Annotated in this window: 16 protein-coding genes and 2 pseudogenes; 13 read left to right on the top strand and 5 right to left on the bottom strand. The window is 51.7% G+C overall.

Translation table 11 applies throughout. The features are described from left to right. Nucleotides 1-6 precede the first annotated feature (6 nt). The 9 genes from ABWQ15_RS10200 to ABWQ15_RS10160 all read left to right on the top strand — a co-directional run bounded on the left by ABWQ15_RS10200 (nucleotide 7) and on the right by ABWQ15_RS10160 (nucleotide 11,796). A complete protein-coding gene (locus ABWQ15_RS10200; protein ID WP_353908666.1) occupies nucleotides 7-930 on the top strand; it encodes a transporter substrate-binding domain-containing protein in 924 nt (307 codons plus the stop codon). 128 nt (nucleotides 931-1,058) lie between these two features. Beyond that, the gene (locus tag ABWQ15_RS10195; RefSeq protein WP_353908665.1) at nucleotides 1,059-1,685 is read left to right on the top strand and encodes an amino acid ABC transporter permease; all 627 of its coding nucleotides are present in this window, start codon (nucleotides 1,059-1,061) and stop codon (nucleotides 1,683-1,685) included. A 4-nt stretch (nucleotides 1,686-1,689) separates the two neighbouring features. Continuing rightward, nucleotides 1,690-2,412 carry an amino acid ABC transporter ATP-binding protein gene (locus ABWQ15_RS10190; RefSeq protein WP_353908711.1) on the top strand — a complete coding sequence of 241 codons (723 nt, stop codon included), beginning with the start codon at nucleotides 1,690-1,692 and terminating at the stop codon, nucleotides 2,410-2,412. A 219-nt stretch (nucleotides 2,413-2,631) separates the two neighbouring features. Continuing rightward, on the top strand, nucleotides 2,632-3,939 hold the full coding sequence (locus ABWQ15_RS10185; protein ID WP_353908664.1) for a DEAD/DEAH box helicase: 1,308 nt from the start codon (nucleotides 2,632-2,634) through the stop codon (nucleotides 3,937-3,939). 211 nt (nucleotides 3,940-4,150) lie between these two features. Then, on the top strand, nucleotides 4,151-5,563 hold the full coding sequence (locus ABWQ15_RS10180) for an amino acid permease (protein WP_353908663.1): 1,413 nt from the start codon (nucleotides 4,151-4,153) through the stop codon (nucleotides 5,561-5,563). A gap of 692 nt (nucleotides 5,564-6,255) precedes the next feature. Then, nucleotides 6,256-8,172, top strand: a complete 1,917-nt coding sequence (locus tag ABWQ15_RS10175; protein ID WP_353908662.1) for a sigma 54-interacting transcriptional regulator — start codon at nucleotides 6,256-6,258, stop codon at nucleotides 8,170-8,172. 205 nt (nucleotides 8,173-8,377) lie between these two features. Beyond that, entirely contained in the window at nucleotides 8,378-9,622 is a 1,245-nt protein-coding gene (locus ABWQ15_RS10170; protein ID WP_353908661.1) for an SLC13 family permease, read from the top strand. Between the two features lie 40 nt (nucleotides 9,623-9,662). Further along, entirely contained in the window at nucleotides 9,663-10,856 is a 1,194-nt protein-coding gene (locus ABWQ15_RS10165; protein WP_353908660.1) for a CaiB/BaiF CoA transferase family protein, read from the top strand. 13 nt (nucleotides 10,857-10,869) lie between these two features. Next, complete coding sequence (locus tag ABWQ15_RS10160; protein WP_353908659.1) at nucleotides 10,870-11,796, top strand: hydroxymethylglutaryl-CoA lyase; 927 nt, start codon at nucleotides 10,870-10,872, stop codon at nucleotides 11,794-11,796. Between the two features lie 355 nt (nucleotides 11,797-12,151). On the opposite strand, the gene ABWQ15_RS10155 is transcribed toward ABWQ15_RS10160, so the two are convergent. Further along, nucleotides 12,152-13,639: an APC family permease gene (locus ABWQ15_RS10155; RefSeq protein WP_353908658.1), complete on the bottom strand. Its 1,488-nt coding sequence runs from the start codon at nucleotides 13,637-13,639 to the stop codon at nucleotides 12,152-12,154. Nucleotides 13,640-13,878: 239 nt separating this feature from the next. Here ABWQ15_RS10155 and ABWQ15_RS10150 point away from each other — a divergent pair, with 239 nt between their 5' ends. Continuing rightward, complete coding sequence (locus ABWQ15_RS10150; RefSeq protein WP_353908657.1) at nucleotides 13,879-14,751, top strand: helix-turn-helix transcriptional regulator; 873 nt, start codon at nucleotides 13,879-13,881, stop codon at nucleotides 14,749-14,751. 22 nt (nucleotides 14,752-14,773) lie between these two features. Then, complete coding sequence (gene glpK, locus ABWQ15_RS10145; RefSeq protein WP_353908656.1) at nucleotides 14,774-16,267, top strand: glycerol kinase GlpK; 1,494 nt, start codon at nucleotides 14,774-14,776, stop codon at nucleotides 16,265-16,267. 114 nt (nucleotides 16,268-16,381) lie between these two features. Here glpK (ABWQ15_RS10145) and glpK (ABWQ15_RS10140) read toward each other — a convergent pair whose 3' ends face one another. The 3 genes from glpK (ABWQ15_RS10140) to ABWQ15_RS10130 all read right to left on the bottom strand — a co-directional run bounded on the left by glpK (ABWQ15_RS10140) (nucleotide 16,382) and on the right by ABWQ15_RS10130 (nucleotide 20,211). After that, a complete protein-coding gene (gene glpK, locus ABWQ15_RS10140; RefSeq protein ID WP_353908655.1) occupies nucleotides 16,382-17,878 on the bottom strand; it encodes a glycerol kinase GlpK in 1,497 nt (498 codons plus the stop codon). A 277-nt stretch (nucleotides 17,879-18,155) separates the two neighbouring features. After that, nucleotides 18,156-19,253: a pyridoxal-phosphate-dependent aminotransferase family protein gene (locus ABWQ15_RS10135; RefSeq protein WP_353908654.1), complete on the bottom strand. Its 1,098-nt coding sequence runs from the start codon at nucleotides 19,251-19,253 to the stop codon at nucleotides 18,156-18,158. 229 nt (nucleotides 19,254-19,482) lie between these two features. Next, entirely contained in the window at nucleotides 19,483-20,211 is a 729-nt protein-coding gene (locus tag ABWQ15_RS10130) for a hypothetical protein (RefSeq protein WP_353908653.1), read from the bottom strand. Between the two features lie 281 nt (nucleotides 20,212-20,492). On the opposite strand from ABWQ15_RS10130, the gene ABWQ15_RS10125 reads away from it, so the two are divergent. Then, nucleotides 20,493-21,068, top strand: a complete 576-nt coding sequence (locus tag ABWQ15_RS10125; RefSeq protein ID WP_353908652.1) for a hypothetical protein — start codon at nucleotides 20,493-20,495, stop codon at nucleotides 21,066-21,068. A 132-nt stretch (nucleotides 21,069-21,200) separates the two neighbouring features. Here the strand turns inward: ABWQ15_RS10125 and ABWQ15_RS10120 are convergent. Next, a pseudogene (locus ABWQ15_RS10120) lies at nucleotides 21,201-21,461 on the bottom strand (transposase); the annotation flags it as partial. A gap of 435 nt (nucleotides 21,462-21,896) precedes the next feature. Here ABWQ15_RS10120 and ABWQ15_RS10115 point away from each other — a divergent pair. Then, nucleotides 21,897-22,157 (top strand): annotated as a pseudogene (locus tag ABWQ15_RS10115) (transposase); the annotation flags it as partial. Nucleotides 22,158-22,229: the final 72 nt, after the last annotated feature.

The raw sequence follows: 22,229 nt of genomic DNA, 5'->3' as shown, positions 1-22,229 counted from the left end.
ATGATGATGAAAAAGATGTTTGCGCTGCTCATGGCTTTGACCATGACCGCCAGCCTGCTGGCTGGCTGCGGCTCTTCCGCCGCACCCGCTGCTTCCGCTGTGGCTTCCACTTCCGCCTCCGCCTCTGCCTCCGGCGCCAAGTATAATACCGGTATGCCGGAACTGGATTCCATTCTGAACAACGCAACGGGCCGTCTGGCCGATATCCTTGCCGCAGGCAAGATCACCTGTGTCTCCGAGGTTGCATTCGCTCCGTATGAGTTCGTAGACCCCGATATCTCGAACGAGCAGGATTCTTATGTTGGCTCCGATATGGAGCTGGCCCGCTACATTGCTTCCTGCCTGGGCGTTAAGTTGGAGATCGATAACGTCGTTTGGGATGCCGTGGCAACCGGCGTGCAGGACGGCAAGTATGACATGGCCATCTCCGGTATGCTGTACACCGAAGAGCGTGCCGAGGCTATGGATCTGAGCGACATCTACGTTACCGATGAAACCAACGTGCAGACCTTTATCGTCCCGAAGGACAAGGTTAACGACTATACCCAGCTGTCTGACTTTGACGGCAAGCGTATCGCTTACCAGATGGGTACTGTCCAACAGGAGTTGGTCAACAACCAGCTGAAAAACCCTGTGACTTCTGAGTTCTCCAGTGTGCAGGACGCCGTTCTGGCACTGCAGTCCGGCAAGTGTGACGCAGTGGCCATTGCTTATCAGGTGGGCCTGCCCATGGTGGAGGCCAACAAGGACCTGGTGATCAGCGATGTGAACTTCATCTACGATAAGAACGGTCTGGTCGTCGCCTGCAAGAAGGGCGAGAGCGATCTTGTGGCTGCGATCAACGTAATCATCGCCGACGAAATTTCCAAGGGCTTGTACACCGATTGGACGACTGCCGCTCAGGCCCGTGTGAAGGAATTAGGACTCTAATATCTAGTCGATCGCGAATAAGGCGCCGGACGGCCTTCGCCGTCCGGCTTCCCCATTAACTTTCAGAAGGGAGTGACCCTCGGGTGAACTTTTTCTTCAATATCAAAAAAATTCTCACAAGATACGGAATGAAATATGTGCAGGGTACGGTCATTACACTGTTCCTCTCTTTGATCTCTGTGCTGTTGGGCAGTTTTTTGGGCCTGTTTATCTCGCTGGCAAGAATGTCCAAGCGCAAATGGATCTCCCGTATTGCAAGCGTTTACATCGAACTCCTCCGCGGCACGCCCATGCTGCTGCAGCTCTATCTGTTTTGGATTCTGCTGCCCAAGATTCCTGGCCTTTCAAATATTGGCAATCTGACTTGTGTATGCATTGCACTGGTCATCAACTCCAGCGCATATATGGCAGAGGTATTCCGTGCCGGTATTCAAGCAGTAGATTCCGGCCAGCGAGAGGCCGCCGTCAGCCTCGGAATGAAGGAACGGGATATTATGCGGAAGGTCATCTTCCCTCAGGCGCTGCGCAATATCCTTCCTGCTATGGGCAACGAGTTCATCGTAATGATCAAGGAGACCTCCCTGGCCTCCACGTTTATGGCGGGCGAGATCATGACCACCATGAAGCAAATCCAGTCCATCACCTATCTGGCGCTGGAATCCCTGACCATCGCAGGCATCATCTATCTGATCCTGACGCTGGGTATTTCCAAGCTTCTGAGCATTCTGGAGAGGAGGTTGAACGCAAATGGCTGAACCGCTGATTCGGGTCTGCAACCTGCACAAGTCCTTCGATGATCTGGAGGTCCTGAATGGGATCGACTACGAAGTCTACAAGGGCGACGTTATTTCCATTATTGGACCCTCTGGCTGCGGCAAGTCCACCTTCCTCCGCTGTCTGAATCTTCTGGAACGTCCCACTTCCGGCAAGGTCATTTTTGAGGGTGTGGATCTGGCAGATCCCAAGCTGGACATCACCCGCCACCGCCAGAAGATCGGCATGGTGTTCCAGCACTTCAACGTGTTTCCCCACATTACCGTGAAGGAAAACATCACCCTCGCTCCGGTATGCAACGGCATTCTGACGAAGGAACAGGCAGATGATACTGCCATGACACTTCTGAAGCGCGTCGGCTTGGAGGATAAGGCTGATGCCTTTCCCCGGTCTCTCTCCGGCGGACAGAAACAGCGTCTCGCCATCGTCCGGGCGCTGGCAATGAATCCCGACGTCATCCTCTTTGATGAGCCCACCTCCGCCCTTGACCCTGAAATGGTTAAGGAGGTTCTGGCTGTCATCCGGGAACTGGCACAGGAGGGCATGACCACCATCGTCGTCACGCACGAGATGGCGTTTGCCCGTGAGGTCAGCAGCCGCGTCCTCTTTATTCACGACGGCGTGATTGCCGAGCAAGGAACCCCAGACGAGGTATTTGGCTCACCGAAGAATCTGCAGCTGGTGGATTTCTTGAGCAAGGTTCTCTGATGGAGGCAACGTTGTTTATGAGGTCTCCCTCAAAAAATAGCTTTTCTTTTTTCTCTATTTGTGGTATACTATAATAGTATCATCAAAAAGCAAAGCGGTTCCCGTTGATTTTGATTGACGGAAGCTGCTTTGCTTTTTTTAAGTCTTACAAAGTAGAAAGCATCTATGCCGTGTGCATGAATGCCGTCTATTCTGATATTTTAGAATGAAGAGAGCAAAATGACATTTAAAGAACTGAACCTCACAGCACCTATCTTAAAGGCGGTTGACCGTCAGGGATATACTACACCGACTCCCATTCAGCAAAAAGCAATTCCTATGCTATTGCAGAAGAGAGACCTGATCGGCTGCGCCCAAACCGGCACAGGAAAGACAGCGGCCTTTGCCCTTCCGATTCTTCAAAATCTTGCATTGGAACGGAGAAAAGGAATCAAAGCGTTAATCCTGACGCCAACAAGGGAATTGGCGATTCAAATTCAGGAAAATTTTGAGTACTATGGGACCTATCTACCCCTTCGATGCACCGTTATCTTTGGCGGCGTCAGCCAGGTGCCGCAAGTAGAAAGACTGGGGCGCGGCGTTGATATCCTGATTGCCACGCCGGGTCGGCTTTGCGACCTGATAAATCAGGGCTATGTTGATATCTCTCAGATTGAAGTTTTCGTCTTGGATGAGGCCGACCGTATGCTGGATATGGGCTTTATCCGAGATGTGAAAAAAATCCTAAACATTCTGCCAAAGGAACGGCAGACGCTTCTTTTCAGCGCAACTATGCCAAAGGAGATCGAGGCCCTTGCAAATACCATCCTTCACAATCCGGTTACGGTAAAAGTCGATCCCGTGACCAGCACGGCTTCTTCCATTCTCCAGCATGTGTATTTGATTGACAAGGGCAATAAGCGCCGCCTGTTGGCAAAGCTGCTCCGCGGCCGTGAGGTTGGCAGCGCGCTGGTTTTCACACGCACAAAGCACGCCGCCGACAAGGTAGTCAAGGAACTGGCCGAAGCCGGTATGACGGCGATGGCTATTCACGGAAACAAGAGCCAGAATGCCAGGCAGGACGCGCTGAAACGCTTTAAGAGCGGAGATATCAAAATCCTTGTTGCAACGGATATTGCGGCGAGGGGAATTGATATTCCTGAGCTGTCCCACGTTTTTAACTATGAATTGCCCAATGAACCGGAAACCTATATTCACCGCATCGGCAGAACTGGTCGTGCCGGTCTGGGAGGCGTCGCCATTAGCTTCTGCGACTATGATGAAATTCCCTATCTAAAAGATATTGAAAAGCTGATGGGGCAAACCATCCCTGAGGAAAAGTCGGAATGGCCGATGACGATTCTGCAAAAGTCCGAAAAGGCGCCGCAGAAACGGTATGGCTTTGGGAATCCTCATGCAACCGCAACAGCTAAGCCCAGGAGACCGCATGCCTCGGCGACCGATCCCTTTTCATATGCAAGACCTCACGGTGAATCCGCAAAACAGTATAGCCGCGCGGCGGGCAGCCGGAAGAGACGCGAAAGATGACGGGCACAGGGTATAAGTTTTAAACTTCACAGTGCAAGAATTGTGTAAGAGCTTAATCAGAGGGTTAGGCTTCTACTCGATTTTAAAATACGGAGTCTGAGGCCATGCGCAAAAGCGCATGGCCTCAAATTTTTGAAGAAAAAGAACTCATCTTCATAGATACAGGATTTTTAGAGAAACTAAAGCTATTAATGTAATATTGGAGTGAAAAATGAAAAAGCAAGATAAAGGTTTAAGCGTATGGCAGATCGTCATGCTGGCTCTGGGTACCGTCATCGGCGGCTCCTTTTTTCTGGGATGCTCGGTTGCCATTCATACCGCGGGGCCTTCTGTGGTGATTGGTTTTATTTTCGGCGGCATTCTCGTCTATTATATTTTGTACGCTCTTTCCGAAATGACGGTGGCGAATCCGGGCAAGGGCTCTTTTCGGGCGTTTGCTTCCCAGGCATTCGGCCCTGGAACCGGATTTGTAGTCGGATGGACCTATTGGACCGGAATGGTCTTGGCCATGTCCAGCGAAGCCGCCGCTGTGTCCACACTGGTACGGGAATGGTTGCCGAACGTGTCCATTGCCTGGCTTGGAAGCGGAATCATTCTGGCTGTGACTTTATTGAACCTTCTTGGCGCAAGCAACCTCAGCAAATTGGAAAGCGTGTTGGCCGGGTTAAAGATTTTGGCGGTTTTATCATTTCTCATGGTTTCGCTGTTATTGATTTTTGGACTTTTTCCGGGAAAAGCGGCCGTTGGGCTGGGCGCGCTTTCGGGCGAGCCACTGTTGCCAAACGGTTTGGCGGGCCTCGCCGGGAGCATGCTTGTCGTGATGTTCACTTACGCCGGCTTCGAAGTCATTGGGTTCACTGCTTCCGAAACGGAGAATCCGCAAAAAACAATTCCAAAGGCAATTCGGTATACGGTAATCTCGCTGGTAGGACTGTATGTTGTTTTTATGTTTCTCCTGCTTCCGCTTGTTCCCACAGACCGAATCAGTGAAAACTCCAGTCCAATCGTAATGGCGCTGCAAGCAAACGGATTAGCCTGGGTGGGAACCGCCATGAATGTGGTGCTGATCACCGCGATTTTGTCCACTATGCTGGCGGCGATGTTCGCGCTGGGCAGAATGATGCGGTCACTGTCAGATGAGCATATGGCCCCCAAATGGCTTCGGGACAAGGGCGATGTTCCCTATCGCGGTATTCTCTGTTCCGGGGCAGCCATGCTGTTCGCGCTGCGGTCCGGCCTTTTTTTCCCAAGAGTCTACCTTTTCCTGATCAGTTCCGGCGGCTTTGCGCTGCTGGTTTCCTATGCGGTTATTATGGCGACACACATCCGTTTCCGCAGGAAACATGGCTGTCCGCCGGATGGAAATTGCCAGATGCGCGGATTTCCGTATACTTCCGTTTTTGTTCTGGTGTCTCTGATTGCCGCGATAGCCAGTATGCCTTTTGTGAAAGATCAACTGTCCGGTCTCATTGCAGGAGTTTGCCTTGTCGCTTTTTATACGGCCTGTTATGGTATCACTCGGAATGTCAAAGTCAGAAAGTACCCGCAAGATTATGGTTCTTCCAGACTGGCACACGCGGAATTTTCCGAGGAACTGAATGATTTTAACAAAGATGAGGATTAAAAGGACAAAAGAGCGGAGGGAATGGCGTAAAGAGGCTTTTTGATACTTGTCTGCGATTAAACCTAAGCATTCGAAAAAACACTCAGATTAATAAACCGCCCTAACAGCTCCACAGGAAGCTGGTGTTGGCTGATCTTATTTTGGCCACTTGTACTTTACAGGTCTGCTTTTTTGATTTCATAGAGCATTTTTTGAAGTCTTTCAAAAACAGGCGATTATAAATATCTATCAAATAGGAAGAAAAAAGGGCTGGAAAACCGTTTACTAAGCGGTTTTCCAGCCCTTTTAGGCGGAGAAAGAGAGATTTAAACCCTCGCTGCGTTGAGCCGCGCTACTCCCTTGGCGGAGGACAGACTGTGCAGCGCAATGCATAGAGCTTGAACGGGAGCAACTATAAAAGAATGATTCGCTGCACGCTAGATCGAAGTAGACTTAAAACGGCCCCGCTGGGCTGTGTCCTGATCAGCCCGAGAATCGCGATTCCCACACAAGGACCATCAATAACGTCTGTCACAGAGCGAGCTGAGTCGGCATATTGCAAAATTAATTCAATAAAGGTAGAATTAAGCAAATCGTAAAACAGATTGTATTCCTTTCAGAGGTGAATTCTTTGTCGGCTCTGAACAGGACTCGAAATTGTTTTATGTTGGCAGTGTATTATGCAGCGGTTATATCCGGAGGAGATCGGTTTTATGTCATTAAATACAGAGGAAATTTGCTTGATTGCACCCACGGAAAATTTAGCGGACCGTGCCAGAACCATCATCCGCAGGCAAAATCTTTCAATAGAAGTGCATACCGCGGCTTTGGAGGAAGCGGTGACGCTGGCACGGGAGCTGATAGCGCGGAAAACCTGGTTGTTTATCAGCAGAAGGGGTACGCGGGATCTTTTGGAAAAAGAACTGAATACCACCGTTGTAAATATTCCCATTGAGGCCTCCGACTATATCCCGGCAATCCTGCAGGCACAGAAGGTAAACGGAATGGTTGCCTTCTTTTCCTATGAAGCATTCAGCAATGAGCTTCAGACCATCTGCTTTCTCATGCATATCCACATGCGTCATTATCAATTCTCAGACACCGCCAGTTGCCGCGCGTGCGTGAAGCAAGCGATACAGGATGGCGCCGTGTTGGGAATTGGCGGGATTATATCCGGGAAATTCGCTGCGGAAATGAATTTGTCGTACATTGTTGTGGAGAGTTCTGACTTCTCAATCTCTCAAGCGATTGAAACAGCCTGCCAGATTTATTCCCTGCAAAAGGCGAATGAAAAGAAGCAGGAACGATTGGAGATTAAGCTTGAACGCTATCGAAACATCTTGAACTATACCCACGACGCCATTATAGCCGTGAATGCACAGGGCTACGTGGAAGTCACAAACCAAGTGGCGGAACGGATGCTGGATCCGAATCGAAAACCATTTGAAGGAAAAGCAATTGAGGATATCTTGCCCAACACCCATATCTATGATGTACTCCGTAGCGGTCAGATGGAGACGGATCAGGTGATGAGCATACACGGAACAATGGTTTCCACAAACCGGATCCCCATCATTGTGAACGATCAGGTCAAAGGAGTTGTGGCTACCTTTCAGGATGTTCAATCCCTTCAAAGCGCCGAGCGCAGCATTCGCATCAAGATGCACGAAAAGGGTCTTACTGCCAAATACCATCTATCGGATATCGTGGGAACCTCCCAACTTCTGACCGGTGCAAAAGAACTTGCTGCAAATTTTGCGGATTCCGAATTTACCATCATGCTCTACGGCGAAACCGGAACAGGCAAGGAGATGTTTGCCCAAAGTATTCATAATGCAAGCCCCCGTAGGTCTGGTCCTTTTGTGGCGGTCAACTGTACGGCCTTGTCCAAAAGCCTGTTGGAGTCGGAATTGTTTGGATATGCGGACAGTTCCTTTACTGGAGCAAAGCGTGGCGGAAAGCCCGGACTCTTTGAAATTGCACACAGCGGCACCATTTTTCTTGACGAGATTGGAGAATTGCCTTTGGAATTTCAGGCACAGTTCCTCCGGGTGCTTCAGGAAAAGGAAGTGCGGAGAGTCGGGGGGGATTCCGTCATTCCAGTGGATATCCGGGTGATTGGTGCGACCAACCGTGATTTGGTGGAGCGGGTGGAAAAGGGAGAGTTCCGCCGCGACCTGTATTATCGCCTCAATGTGCTGAATCTGATGATTCCTCCACTGCGAGAGCGAGGAGACGACTACCTGCAAATTGCCGAGCTGATTTATAAAAATGTTGCGCCTCACCGCTCTGCGGAGGAACACACCGGATTTGTGGAGGTTATGAAGAGTTACTGCAATTATCCCTGGCCCGGAAATGTACGGGAGCTAAATAATGTGGTGGAGCGCATCTGCCTGCTGCAAAAGCGGGGGCTGCAAAAGGAACGAATTTTGGATACGCTATGGGCGATGAATCACAGCGAAAAGCGGATGGAAACTGTCATACCCCTGCTTTCCGCTCCGGAGACACTGGAGCAGGTGGAGCGGAGCAGGATTCAGGCGGCTCTGATACGCAATGATGGGAATATAACACGCACCGCGAAGGAACTTCAGATCAGTCGTTCGACTCTGTATCGTAAACTCAGCACATAAGTGCGTCGTTTTGGGCCAGTGTCCTGTATTGAAACGTTTTGTTTTGATACATGGCACTGCCTTTTTTCTTCCCTCGCGATCATCCCTACGTTCGAAAACGCCCTAAAATCAAGTAATTTTCGGTGCCTCTTGATTTGGCACACAATTTGCTTGGTATAGAGTGAGCGCTCGCATTAATTATTGGGGAAAATATGGAGGTTACAATATGAATGTAGCAATTCTCTCTTTGCTCGTTCTGATTCTGGTCATTCTGCTTGGCTTTTTTAGAAAGATCAACGTCGGACTGGTTGCAATTCTGGCAGCTGCCATCTTTGGCGCCTTTGTGGGATCCAGCGACAAAGAGATTATCAAAGGATTCAGCGCAAATCTGTTCATCATGCTGTTGGGCGTATCCTTTCTCTGTGCGGTGGCCATTTCAAATCAATCGCTTGAGCTCCTGTCCAAAAAGTTTCTCCGACTTTCCGGCGGTCACGCTGTGGTTGCTCCCTTCCTGATCTACATTATTGGCTACGGCATTGCCGCGATGGGCCCTGGCTGTGTTCCGGCTCTGGGCATCGTGGCAGCGCTTGCCCTGCCGCTGGGGCAGTCTACCGGCTACAATTCCGTAATGCTGGCTGTCATTGGAGAAATCGGCTCTTTTGCAGGGCGCTTTTCCCCAATCACACCGGAATCCGTGCTGATCAGTGGTCTTGCTGAACCCCAGGGGATTTCGGGTTATCAATCTGCCGTATTGATCTATGCCACGGTCACCACGGTTTTGTTGTCCGTGGTTGCATTTATTTACTTCAAAGGCTACAAGGTGAAAGGACAGATTGCGGAGCAGGAAGCGCTTCCCGCTTTTAACCGCAATCAGATTTTCACACTCCTGGGGTTTGTGGTGGTGATTATTGGAAGTGCGTTTTTCTCTCGGAACGTGGGCTTAATTTCTTTTGCGGTGGGCATCGTTTTGGTTCTGATTAAGGCGGCGGACGAAAAGCAGGTGTTCAAAACGATTTCCTGGTCCACGCTGCTGATGGTCACAGGCGTAGGCATGCTTATGGAGGTTGTCATTAATGTGGGCGGCGTTATCGCACTGTCTGATGCACTCTCCTCCATCATGAGCACCCATACCGCGATTGCCATCCAAGGTTTAACGGCCGGTATTATGTCCTGGTTCAGCTCTGCAATCGGAGTTGTGTGGCCCACCCTTGTTCCCACGGTGGGTGATATTGCAAAGAATGTCGGCGTTCCCGCCAACGGCCTGATCAGCATCATGTGTCTGACAGCCTCCTTTGCCGGACTCAGCCCTGCTTCCACCGGCGGCGCGCTCATTATGGCAGCCAAAGCAACCGACCCAAACTTTGACAAAGAGCAGGAAAACAAGCTGTTTGTTCAATTGTTTATCGTTTCCGGACTGATGCTGCTTCTGATCATTTTCGCCGCTTTCATCGGTATGTACAGCATACTGTAACCAATTAGCAAAACATTTAAATAATTTTGAGGTGTTCAAATTGAAAAAAGGTATTCTGGAAGGCATTGTCGTCTTGGATCTGACGCGCGTTTTGGCGGGTCCCTACTGCGGAATGCTGCTGGCGGATATGGGCGCCACGGTCTATAAAATCGAGGTTCCCGTCAAAGGGGACGACAGTCGGGCATTCGGTCCCTTCAAAAATGGCGAGAGTGTCTATTACATGAATTTTAACCGGGACAAGATTGGCTGCACGCTGAATCTGAAAAGCCCCGAGGGCAAAGAACTGTTTAAGGAAATGGTGAAAAAGGCGGACGTGGTGATTGAGAACTATCGTCCCGGCACCATGGAGAAGCTGGGACTTGGGTATGATGTGCTGAAAGAAATCAATCCCCGTCTGGTCTATGGCGCCGTTTCGGGTTTCGGACATACAGGCCCCTATCACCAGCGCGCCGGGTATGATATTGTCGGGCAGGCTATGGGCGGCCTGATGAGTACGACCGGCTGGCCCGGAGGAGAACCCACCCGCACCGGCACGCCTATGGGCGATGTGCTGGGTGGACTGAACCTGAGCATTGGCGTTCTGGCAGCTCTACTGCATCAGCGTATGACCGGGGAAGGAGAAAAGGTGGATGTATCCTTGGTGGATTCCGTTGTCTCTGCAATGACCAACATTAACATGATCTATCTGGCTACCGGGCGGATTCCCGAACGAATCGGCAACCGCTACGAATCGACCTATCCGTATGACTCCTTCAAGACTAAGGACGACAGCGTGATCATCGGCGCTGGCAACGATAAGCTGTACGGCAAGCTGTGTGACCTGATGGGTGAGCCCGAGCTTAAGACAGATCCCCGGTTTACCGCTGTCAAGGATCGTGTGGCAAACCATGTGACCATGAAGGAAATGGTGGAGAAGTGGACGATGCAGTACACGGTGGACGAGGTTGCCGACCTGCTCAACGCCGCAGGCATCCCCGGATGCCCTATTAACTCCATTGACCGGGTGACACGGGATGCCCAAATTGCTGAGGCCCGGAATATGTTCCCCGAGATGGATCATCCTGTAGCTGGGAAAATGCGGCTGACCAACAATGCTCTGAAATTTGCCAACGAGAGCGCCGATCCCAGCCGTCCCGCACCCACTCTGGGTCAGGACAACGATGAGGTGTATGGGCAGTTCCTCGGTCTAGATGCTAAAAAAATCAGCCAGTTCAAAACTTCCGGCGTGATCTAAGGGAGGAAAAAAGATGTCTCAAAAAATTGAAGTGATAGAAGTTGGCCCCCGCGACGGATTCCAAAGCGTAAAGGCTGACTGCTATCAAATTCCCACGGAGAAGAAATTGGAAATCATCGACCAACTGTTTCAGGCCGGTTTTCGGCACATGGAGTATACCTCCTTTGTTAGCCCCAAGGCCATTCCTCAGTTGGCGGATGCACGGCAAGTGACCAAGGCGGTTCTAAACAAATACACGGATATGGACTTGTTTGCCCTGGTTCCAAACCTGCGTGGCGCAGACAATGCCTATGAGCTTGGTTTGCGCAAAGTGGTATACGTAGTCTCTTTGAGCGTAAGTCACAACAAAGCCAACATCAACCGCACACACGAGCAGTCTTTGGCAGCATACCGCGAAATCCGCGAAACCTATCCGGATCTGGATGTCATTGTGGATTTGGCGACCGCGTTTGGCTGTCCATTTGAAGGCAAATTCGAAGATCCCGCGCAGGCTGTATCTTTTCTGAAGGACTATGCGGACGCAGGCATGAAAACCTGCTGCCTATGCGATACGATCGGAATTGCGGACCCAGCCCAGACCCGTCGGCTGCTGGGTGCCCTGAAAGACGCATATCCAGAGTTGGATCTGATGGTTCATTTCCATGATACGCGGGGACTTGGCATGGTCAATACGCTGACGGCCATCGACATGGGGGTGCATAAAGTGCAGTCTGCCTTGGGCGGACTGGGCGGCTGCCCCTTTGCACCCGGCGCCTCGGGCAATTTGTCAACGGAAGACTTGGTGTGGATGCTCAATGAGATGGGTTATGACACCGGGATTAGCTTCTCCCGCACGCTAGCTGCCGCAAAGGCCCAGAAGGCTGCAATGCCAGGTCAGTACAGCGGACACCATGTCTGCGTTGAAAAGGAGACTCCCTGTAAGGAACCAGATGCTCTTTAAGCGGTAATTTACATATCAACATATACTCTCTCCAAAGGCCTGAGCGATGAAAACCGCTCAGGCCTCTTGTAATCGTATTCTTACACCAAAAGATGTACTCGAGAACATCGCTCTCGTTTTTATACAGCAGCTTCTCAAACTGACTCATGGAAGCAATGACACTCTTGCTGTTGAGCCCGTGCATTACCGACGGAAAAGTGGCGAGGAAACACGGGCTGCGCGTGATCTCGTTCGCGAAAGTGCAGCCCTTCCTATCCTTAGAAAGGACCATAGCAGATGTAGTCGTAGTAAATAAAAAAAATACCGCACCCCCGCCGCTATTGGCAGGGATGCGGTATCGAAACGAAAACGCGATTTACAGGAAATAGCTTATAACAAACAGTAAAAGAGACACGATGAACGCAGCGATAGCAGCAAACTTCCAGCGATTGAACTGTTTGTCCAGAGACAACTTTTCCTCGGCCGTGGGACTTGTGGACTGCAGTGTCAGCAGTTCCACATCTATGGCCTCCTGGGGGATGGGGCGTTTGCGAACAAAAATGAAATAGTAGAGGATACAGATTGCGTCAAAACCCAGATTGAAAGGCAGGGCATGCATATCCAGGGCCAAAATTGCCAACACGGCGTATGTCGCGATGCTAAACCAAGCACCGAAGGTACCAAAGGGGACCTTGAAGGGACGCTCCAGATCGGGCTCTTTCTTTTGCAGCATGAGATAGGAGATGTAACCGATAATATAGCAGGTCATCTGACAAAATGCGCACATAGCCGCCAAAATCGCGATAGAGCCAGTGGAGATAAGAAGTACTCCCAGTATGCCCACCGTCAGGATAGAGATATGAGGAGTGTTATACTTGGGGTGCAGCCGGCCAAAAGCCTTGGGCATATTTCCGTCGTTTGCCATGACGTACATATAGCGGGCGGGGCCGGTTACGCAGGGATTCATAGTGGAAAAGTCCCCACCGAAAGTAATGCCCAGACACAGGATAACTACCGGGATGCCGATGATTCCGGCAGTATTCATGCAAAAAGCGAAGGGAGCAGTGGCAGTGGCAAGGCCACTGAGGGAGTCGGCGGGGGTCAACCCTACAAGGAACCACTGGAACAGGGTGTTTACGCCGAACACGATAAAAGGAGAAATGCACAGGGCTCGGGGAAGCGTGATCTTTGGAAACTTCACCTCGGCGCCCATACCTACTACGGTTTCGAATCCCGCGAAGCACCACCAAACCATCAGCACGACTGTAGCAAAGGAGGTCACGCTGCTGGGAATGCCCGCAATGGGAGAGGTGAACCGAGTGAAGTCCATCTTATTGAATACGCTGATAAACCAGACAATAGAAGCGCCCCAGAAGAAGTACATGGAGCAGTTCTGCCACTTTCCGGCGAACTCGATGCCGAAATAGTTTACCGCCACAAAGATGATGAACAGCGTGCTGGCCGTGATCCGGGGATCCACGTTCCAGGGAATGCCCAGCGCACTCAGCAGGATCGCCCAGTAGTTTGCAAAAGCCAGCGCCTCAGCGCCGCCGATGCCGATTTGGGCAACGGTATAATTCCAGCTGCAGAACACAGCCACAGGATAATTGATGGCGCGCTTAGCATAGGCGTAGGTGCCTCCAGCCAGAGGTAGTGCCGCACTTAGCTCACCATAGATGGCGGCGGGCCACAGGACCAGCAGGAATGCGATGATGGTTGCAATAATGATGGAGCTGCCCATGATGCCAACCTGAGAGGAACCGGTGGTGAACAAACCGACGCCGATAACCGCGCCGGCTGTGATCGTGACGCACTCCGGTAGACCCAACGCGCGCGTCAGAACCTTGTTTTTGCTTTCTTGCATTGCCTTTCATCCTCCTTACTCTTGCCATCTCCCCCTCCTCTTACTATCTGAATAAAACAAATGGGGGGTAAGATAAAACATAATAGCATGTTAACATATTGCCTATTGCAATTTTGGCACAAATCGGAATTTTCCAACGAGAAATTTTGTGCTAAACTAAAATATCATCCATATATTTTACCAAAATCAAAAAAGACTTTACTTTGCCAACGCACTACTGTGGAAAAGGAGGGATTCCTGTGTCCCTATACATCAGCAGTAAGCAGCTTGATCGGGAAAATGCGGAGCGGCCGCCTGTGCCGCTATTGCTGCTGTCGCCTGATCTGGGTATGCAGCACAGAACCTTTTCCGAGGAATTTGAGTTTGGAAAGCTGCTGCAGGATATGTTCGAATTGAATAATACAAGCGGCGCAGAGGAGCCTTACTTTATGCTGCCCAGCGGCTGTATGATGATGATTTTCTATCTGAGTCCCCGAGCTGCCAGCTGCATCCTGTGCGGAGCACTGACAACCATGCGGCGGCTGCGGATTCCTGCCGGGTCTCTGGTTTTCTGCGTAAGGTTTAGGCCTGAGAGCAGTGATTGGCTCGTTGAACAGCACGGTGCGTCTTTACTGGCGGACCGGGCCGCGCCGCTGACGCGGTACCTGCATGGCACCGATCAGCTGCTCACTGGCCTACGCAGAAGCGAATCTTTCCATGAGCGGTGCGTGTTGATCACCCGTATGCTGTCTGCCCGGGAGGCCGGACAATACAGGCCCATGGCTTTTCTGCGTCGCTGTATGGATCTGATTCTCGACAGCTGCGGACTGGCGCGGGTGTCGGAGATTGCGGCCACTGTGGGTTGCAGTGACCGATACCTCAACCGCGTCTTTCAAGAGCGGGTGGGCATTTCCCCTAAGCTATACAGTGAGATCATCCAGATGCAGTTTTCCCTATACAGCATTCTGACAACGCAGCCAAAATCGTTGCTGGATATTGCTGTGAATTTTGGATATTTTGACCAGACGCATATGAACCGCTTATATCGCAAACTTTTGGATTGCACCGCCAGTGATATCCGCTATGCGGACAGCAGTACGATCATCGCGGATGACATTCCGGCTGCTCTTTGATATGATTTGAGGAGGCTGCGCCATGAAAAAATTTTTTTTGGGACTGGACCAGGGAACCACCGGTACCACTGCTATTTTGTTCGATGAGAACTGGAACCTGACTGCTCGGGGATACCGGGAGATCAACCAAATTTATCCCCAGGACGGCTGGGTGGAGCATGACGCCATTAATATTTGGAATTCGACGAAAGCTGCGATCCGGGAGGCTATGGCGGCTGTGGGCGCTCAGCCCGGGGACATCACATGCATAGGGATTGACCATGAGGGCGAGTCTGTAGTCATGTGGGATAAGCTCAGCGGCGAACCCATCTACAACACCATCGTCTGGCAGGACCGCCGCACGGCCCGCTATACGGATCAATTGACGGCGGAATATGGCGACCTGATCCGGGAGCGGACCGGGCTGATGGTCGATTCCTACTTCAGCGCACCAAAACTCCACTGGCTGATGGAAAATGTGCCACAGGCCAAGTCTCTGCTGGCACAGGGGAGGCTGCTGGCAGGGACGATGGACACTTGGCTGATTTGGAAGATGACCCATGGAAAGCTTCACGTCACAGACGCGTCCACCGCGTCTCGCACGATGATGCTGAATCTGCGCAGTGGGGACTGGGATCAGGATGTGCTGGACATTATGGGCGTGGACCGCAGCATTCTGCCTACAATCTGCGACAGCGCCATGCTGTTCGGCTATACTGATCCTATCGATTTTTGCGGTATCAACGCCCCAATTTCCGGCGTTCTGGTGGATCAGCAAGCGGCGTTGTTCGGTCAGACCTGCATCACACCCGGCACCGTGAAAACAACCTATGGCACCGGATGCTTTATGCTGATGAACACGGGGGACACGCCGGTATATTCCCCCAATGGCATTCTGACCACAGTGGCCTGGCAGTTGAAGGGAAAACGCAGTTTTGCCCTGGATGGCGGTATCTATATCTCCGGCGCAGCGACACAGTGGCTGCGGGACGGGCTGAAGATCATTAAGTCCGCGTCAGAGACAGAGGAGATGGCTTTGCGAGCGGGCGGCAACGGGGGACTGTATTTTGTTCCGTCCTTCACAGGGCTGGCGGCCCCCTACTGGGATTCTTATGCGCGGGGAATGATGATCGGTATTACTGCCGGAACGACGCAGGAGCATGTGGTGCGGGCTACCCTGGAATCTACCGCCTATCAGGTTAGTGACGTGCTGAAGGTGATGGAGCAGGATTCCAGCGTCCCCATCAGCGTCATGCGCTGCGACGGCGGCGCCACGGCCAATAACTTCCTGATGCAGTTTCAGGCTGACATTTTGGGAATTCCGTTGAATGTTCCGGAGATTACGGATACCACGGCCCTGGGGGCCGCTTATATGGCGGCCATCGGAGTCGGGATATTTTCCACCCCGGCTGAACTGGCAGGCCAATGGAAGCTGGCCCGCAGCTTCGAGCCCAAGATGAGCGCGGACCAGCGGGAGAGTCTGCTGGCGGATTGGCACCGGGCCGTTGAGCGGGCGCAGAAGTGGATTCTGAACTGACCGTTTGTCGGACATAAGCAAAAGAATACAGCAACCTGTTCATATGTAAAAAGACGTTTCCGCTCTGCATGAGCGGAAACGTCTTCCTTTTTTGGGAGCTTTGCAGCAAAAAAATCAGTCTTCACTCCAATACTTGGCCCGTTCTATGGCTCTGTGCCAATTATAGAGCAGGCTGCCTCGCTGGTCTGCGCTCATGCGTGGTTCATAGCAGCGGGCACAGCGCCAGGTCTGTGCCAGATCTTCCACGCCGTCGTAGTCCCCAAGACCAATGCTCCCAAGAAAAGCGGAGCCAAGAGCGGTGGTTTCCTCGATTTCCGGAATTTCCAAAGGGATACCGAGAATATCCGCCTGAAACTGCATCAGAAAGGTGTTGGATGTGGCCCGGCCGTTGCAGCGCATGACCGGAACGGAGACCCCGGACTCCCGCCGCATCACGTCCAGCACATCCCGCACCTGATAGGCGGTGGATTCCAGGGTGGCCCGGACTACATGAGCCCGCCGGGTACCGCCGGTGATGCCGATCATCATCCCCCGCGCATAGGAATCCCAGTGAGGTGCCGCGAGGCCGGTGAAAGCTGGAACGAAGTAAATGCCGCCGTTGTCCGGAACGGAGAGAGCAAGCTGTTCCGTATCCGCCGGTGATGCTACTACCTCTAACCCTTCCTGAAGCCATTTTACTGCGGCACCCGTGATGTAGACACCGCCATCCAGGGCATAGGTGGTCTCTCCATGGAGTCGCCAAGCCACAGTGGGCAACAGGCCGTTTTTGGAAAGCGCCATCGTGTGCCCGGTGTTCATCAGCATGAAACATCCGGTGCCATAGGTGGTTTTTACGGAGCCTGGCGTAACGCAAGCTTGTCCCAGCAGGGCTGCCTGCTGGTCCACCAGAACGCCGGACAAAGACGCACGGATGCCCTGAAAGCTTTCTGGATCCGTGAGGACGCCAGAGATCGTGCTGTCGGAGATCGTGGGGAGAATAGAGCGGTCCAGGTCAAATAAATCGACCAGCTCCGGACACCAGTCACCCTCCGCCACATCGAACAGCATTGTGCGGGAGGCGGTTGAGGCATCCGTGATATGGGTTCTGCCTCCAGTCATCCGCCAGATGATCCATGAGTCCATGGTACCCGCCAACAGGCGGCCCTGGTGCAGATATTCCCGGGCGTTTTCCACATGGTCCAGCATCCATTTGAGTTTGGTGGCGCTGAAATAGGAGTCAATCATCAGCCCCGTTTTTTCACGGACCAGGGAGTTATACTGGTCGGCCATGGCGTCGGCATATCGGGCGGTGCGGCGGTCCTGCCATACGATGGAGTTGCAGAGCGGACGGCCGGTTTTCGCATCCCAGATGACCACGGTCTCGCCCTCATGGTTTAGACCGATGCTTCGAATTTGGGCCGGCTGGATTGCTGGGGCACGGAGGGCCTGGGCCACTGCTCGCTGTACGGATTGCCACACCTCTTCGGCGTCGTGTTCCACCCAGCCATCCCGGGGATAGAAGAGATGGATATTACTGTAGCCTCGGGACACTACATGCCATGTGCTGTCGAACAGGATTGCTGTGGTGCCCGTACTGCCCTGATCAATTCCGAGATAATACTGCGCTGCCATAGTTTCCTCCCCTATAATCGGGTTTTTTGTGCAAAATTTACTGTGCTTTTATCGGCAGAATTTACTTTACCACACTTCTTCACCTGAAAAAAGGAAAAGTTTCTCGGCCTTTACAAAAAACTTCTATTTAAGGAAGAACATTACCCCCATACCAATATACAGAAGATGCCAGAATTTCAAAAGTAAAACGGAGAATCAGACAGTGGACGGTGGAAGCAAAAGCTTCCACCGTCCAGCGCTTTCCGCAAAGATTAAATGAGTAAAAGGAAAAGCCGTTTTATTTACTGAGCCGATTCAGCACAACCTGGAAGACCTCCAACATGTTATGGCAGTCCTGCTCATAGATTTCGCCCATGTTGGCAATCTGGATCATACCGTTTTTGCCGTAGTCGCCCTTGCCGATGTAGAACGTGTAGCCCCGCTTGGTCATCTCGTCCAAAAAAGTCTGAGCATCGATTCCGGCGGGTAAATAGACAGAAGTAACCGTGTTGGCCATGTTGTCATTCAGCAGCAGACGGCAGCCCATGGATAGCACACACTCGCGGATAATTGCGGCACAACGCTGGTACCGGGCGATGCGGCCTGCCAAGCTTTCATCCTCGATGATGTTGGTTAAAGCAACATTCAAAGGCCAGAACAGGTTGACATTGGGCGTATTGGGGGTCTGATGGGAAGCCACGGAACTCTGATAGTGCTTGTAGAGGTTCAGGTAAACGTTCTTGCACTGGTCAGATGTCAAGCTGTCCAGCAGGGACTTCTTGGCGCAAATATAGGCAGTACCGGGGAACGCACCGATGCACTTACCGCCAACGGATGTGCAGATGGAGATGTGATTTTGCACCACATCAATATTTTGGCCGCCGGCGGCGGAGACGCAGTCTACGGAAAAGATCTTACCGTATTTGTCACACAAGGCGCCCACTTTAGATACGGGGTTAATCATTCCAGTAGAGGTCTCGTGGAAAACCATGGCCACGACTTTCACGCTGGGATGATCCTTCAGCGCCTGCTCCACCACAGCGAGATCCGGCATGGTGGCCCAGGGAAAAGACAGATCCACAAGGGGAATGTTGTATTTATTGATAATTTCCAGCAACCGCTCGCCAAATACGCCGTTGCGAATCAGCAAGACTTCTTCAACGGGCTTGAAAATGGAGGAGAGCACCGTTTCGTTGGAAGATGTACCGGAACCGGAGACGATTAAACTATAGTAAGAATCGTCTGCGTTGAACAGTTTCAGAATCTTGGACTGGGTGTCCTGAAACATCTCTTCGAACTCGTGGCTGCGGTGACAGATGTCATAGTGCAGCAGGGCGCGGCGGACATTATCTTTTACCATAACGGGACCGGGGCTGAACAGTTTTGTCATACTCATGAGTAATACCTCCTAAAAAATTTGATGGAGTTCCCAAACGAAATTTAGAGCGCAGAACTAGCAAGAATCATAAAGGTTAACCGCGCTCAGATGAGGTTGGCAGCACCCTGTAGATTAATGAAGTCGTTCCTGGTGGCGCGCATATCGCCTGCGGTGCAGTCCAGAAACTTACGGAAAGAACGGTTCATGTGGGTCTGGTCGAAATAACCGCAGCGCTCGGCGGTGGCCGTCAAGACTTTCGGCTTGGTAGCCACGATAAGATACAAGAAAAATTGAAGCTGAATCTGTTCACAAAAAAGCTTGCGGAAATGCCGATATGCTCCTGGAACATTCGGCTGAGGTAGCGCTCACTGCATCCCATTTCTGCGGCAATTTGGGAGACCCTGACGATGCCCCTGTGCTCCGAGATAAATCCGACTGATTGGCCGATCAGGGGAAATGGCTGAAAGCGCGCGGCCCCTCCCGCGCACAGGGTGCGGACCAACAGGACGTTCCGGGCATGAAATGACTCACCCCGCCGCATGGCGGAGGAAAGATTGTCTGAGTGGGAGAGATACTGGGACAGGGGCTGCGATTGTCCGGCTAACTCACAGGCGGACAGCGGACTGAAGTACCGCATACTTCCGGGTAAGAAACGCATACAAAAAACGCTGGACTGGGGTGGAAGAGACAGTTTTTTCAGCAAGGTGGTGGGGCCACACAGTTCCGCGCGGGTAAGCCCCCTATTGAACAAAAAGACAGCCCGAAGCCCGCCGAAAGGCAGAATGGGGTAGGACATGGTGGCACCACTTGAGTTGGAGATTTCAAAAGAGTCCATAATCAGCTGGCCAAGTTCGTGTTCCGATGGAAAAATCCGGTGCTGCAGGGAGAATTCGGGTCCATTCCAGAGAAAGGGAATAAACTTCTGCGGTTCCGGTACGGAGCGGGGGACCTGACTGGCACTGATGTAGGACGACATCAAATTCCTCCCCAACAAAAAATCAGAACACCCCGGGTCTATTTAAATCATACCATTAACATACCGCAGAAAAATTTGAAATTCAATTCTGAAATTTACCAGCTTTTGGCCTTTCAAGGGCTTAAGGTCCGAATTGCGGACAGCTTTCATCTGAATTAAAAAAGTGCCAACGCTCAGCACACCGTATACAAATTCCGGAAGGCAATTTATAATTGAATTATGTTATCGTAAAAAAGCCGGGAGGTTTAGCGCTATGGTTCGGGAGATTATGAGGGATGCCTATGTGGCATGATTTTAATTTTCAGACAAGACAAATTTTTCTCGCCAATCTGCTGCTGGTCATCTGCTGTGCATTTTATCTGGCGTGGTGGCTGCTGGTATTCAAGCCGGTGAATCCCATCAAGGGCATGAAGACTGGCTGGCTGCTGATTCCGGCCTTCGCCGCAGGTATTGCGGCGGTGGTCTTTGCGGCCAAAGGGCTTGGTGTGGCGGCGGCCTATCCGGGCCTGTTCCCGTCCGGCTGGGTGCTCTGGGGCAGCGTTCTTGCGTATGTGGTTTTGCTGGCGGCTACCAGGTTCCTGCTGCACCGCCCGGTGACGACGGAACTTTTCCTGATTGTGGGCTGGGCGATGCTGGCGCTGAGCGAGGTGAGCGCCCTGTTCGGCGGCGGCGCATTTAGTCACAGGATCGCGATCACTTTTGCGGCGATCATTGCCGCAGGCGCGGTGATCAGCCTGATCTGCTATATGTTGTACTATAAGCTTTCAGCGCCGGCGGGTTTTATCGACGGCATGGTGCCGCTCATTATGGCGGCGCTGGTCATGGCTTGCATCGACCTTGCGCTGCTGAAAGGATAGCTGTCAAACCGATTCTCATAGGAAAGAAGAATTAGGGCAACACCGCGCAATGAAATAAAAAGCTGTGCTGCTCACAATAGCAGATGAGCAGCACAGGGAAGATCTTTCTTTTTGCTGCGGAGACAAACCGACTTAAGCTGCCAGGCAGGACCTGTCAGCCAGAATCGCATTTGCCAGTGCAACCAGCATATTAAGTTCAGCGGTCTGCTTTTGCAGACCGCGGTATCGCGTTTTTCTGTATCGGGATTGACCCTTCACTCCCACAAAAACATGTTCGACTTTAGACCGGATGGATGACTTTTTATGTTCCGCTTTCTTAGCGGCATACGGACCGCTTTTGCTTAACTTCTGGATTTGAGACGGGCGCCAATTGATTCGATATCTTCTGGCTCTTTACTGTGGTTTGCGTCCGGGTGAAGCAATTGAAAGTGGGAGGACAGGAGAAGTAAAAAGCCCAAAAAGCGATGCGGGAAATTGAGATATTCCAATCCAAGATGTGCTGTGGTCGAAATTACTTGCTGCCCGTGAAGGCCCGTTCGAGTCGGTTCTAATCCAGCCGCTGAGTAGAAAAATTCATTCACACAGCTCAATTGGAGACGCTTGGAACAACTTTAAGAGAAAATTGGATATCCGCATGGGAGCGGAAGTGTACCGCAACCAGATAATCCAAAGTGTAGTAGCACCGGATCTCGTTTCATACTGCTTACGCCATACGTACTGTAGGGCCGTGTATAATAAAGTTCGCAATTTCATGAAGGCATAGAAAAGCCATTGGGACTCCAGTAAAATGAATGGTGTCGAGACATTCAAAGAAGGAGTGATCACTCAATGGCTCAAGGAAAGAATATCACAGGTCTCACGGATTTGCTACTCAAATGTATGAGCGAGCCAGATCCTATGCTCAGCGTGTTGGAGTGGCTGTGTAAGCAACTTATGGAGGCGGAAGTCTCCGGGATCGTTGGCGCGGAAAAGAACGCACACAATCCGTCCCGCAGCGACTATCGCTGCGGTTACCGCCCCCGGCGGCTGGATACCCGCATGGGAACGATGTACCTCATGGTGCCAAATCTGCGCAGCCGTGGATACATTGGAGGGATATCATAGAAGTGGAGGGATATCATAGAAGTGCAGAGAGCAAACACCCAAAATGTGATAGAATCA

The organism is Oscillibacter sp. (genome assembly GCF_040505565.1).
Lineage (GTDB): Bacteria > Bacillota > Clostridia > Oscillospirales > Oscillospiraceae > Oscillibacter.
Note: the sequence above shows the minus strand (reverse complement) of the source record. Positions and strands in the feature narration are given on the sequence as shown.

Coding starts and splice junctions, on each gene's coding strand:
- ABWQ15_RS10200 (WP_353908666.1), top strand. CDS start 7: ATGAAAAAGATGTTTGCGCTGCTCATGGCTTTGACCATGACCGCCAGC.
- ABWQ15_RS10195 (WP_353908665.1), top strand. CDS start 1,059: ATGAAATATGTGCAGGGTACGGTCATTACACTGTTCCTCTCTTTGATC.
- ABWQ15_RS10185 (WP_353908664.1), top strand. CDS start 2,632: ATGACATTTAAAGAACTGAACCTCACAGCACCTATCTTAAAGGCGGTT.
- ABWQ15_RS10180 (WP_353908663.1), top strand. CDS start 4,151: ATGAAAAAGCAAGATAAAGGTTTAAGCGTATGGCAGATCGTCATGCTG.
- ABWQ15_RS10175 (WP_353908662.1), top strand. CDS start 6,256: ATGTCATTAAATACAGAGGAAATTTGCTTGATTGCACCCACGGAAAAT.
- ABWQ15_RS10170 (WP_353908661.1), top strand. CDS start 8,378: ATGAATGTAGCAATTCTCTCTTTGCTCGTTCTGATTCTGGTCATTCTG.
- ABWQ15_RS10160 (WP_353908659.1), top strand. CDS start 10,870: ATGTCTCAAAAAATTGAAGTGATAGAAGTTGGCCCCCGCGACGGATTC.
- ABWQ15_RS10155 (WP_353908658.1), bottom strand. CDS start 13,639: ATGCAAGAAAGCAAAAACAAGGTTCTGACGCGCGCGTTGGGTCTACCG.
- glpK (WP_353908656.1), top strand. CDS start 14,774: ATGAAAAAATTTTTTTTGGGACTGGACCAGGGAACCACCGGTACCACT.
- glpK (WP_353908655.1), bottom strand. CDS start 17,878: ATGGCAGCGCAGTATTATCTCGGAATTGATCAGGGCAGTACGGGCACC.
- ABWQ15_RS10135 (WP_353908654.1), bottom strand. CDS start 19,253: ATGAGTATGACAAAACTGTTCAGCCCCGGTCCCGTTATGGTAAAAGAT.
- ABWQ15_RS10130 (WP_353908653.1), bottom strand. CDS start 20,211: ATGTCGTCCTACATCAGTGCCAGTCAGGTCCCCCGCTCCGTACCGGAA.
- ABWQ15_RS10125 (WP_353908652.1), top strand. CDS start 20,493: ATGTGGCATGATTTTAATTTTCAGACAAGACAAATTTTTCTCGCCAAT.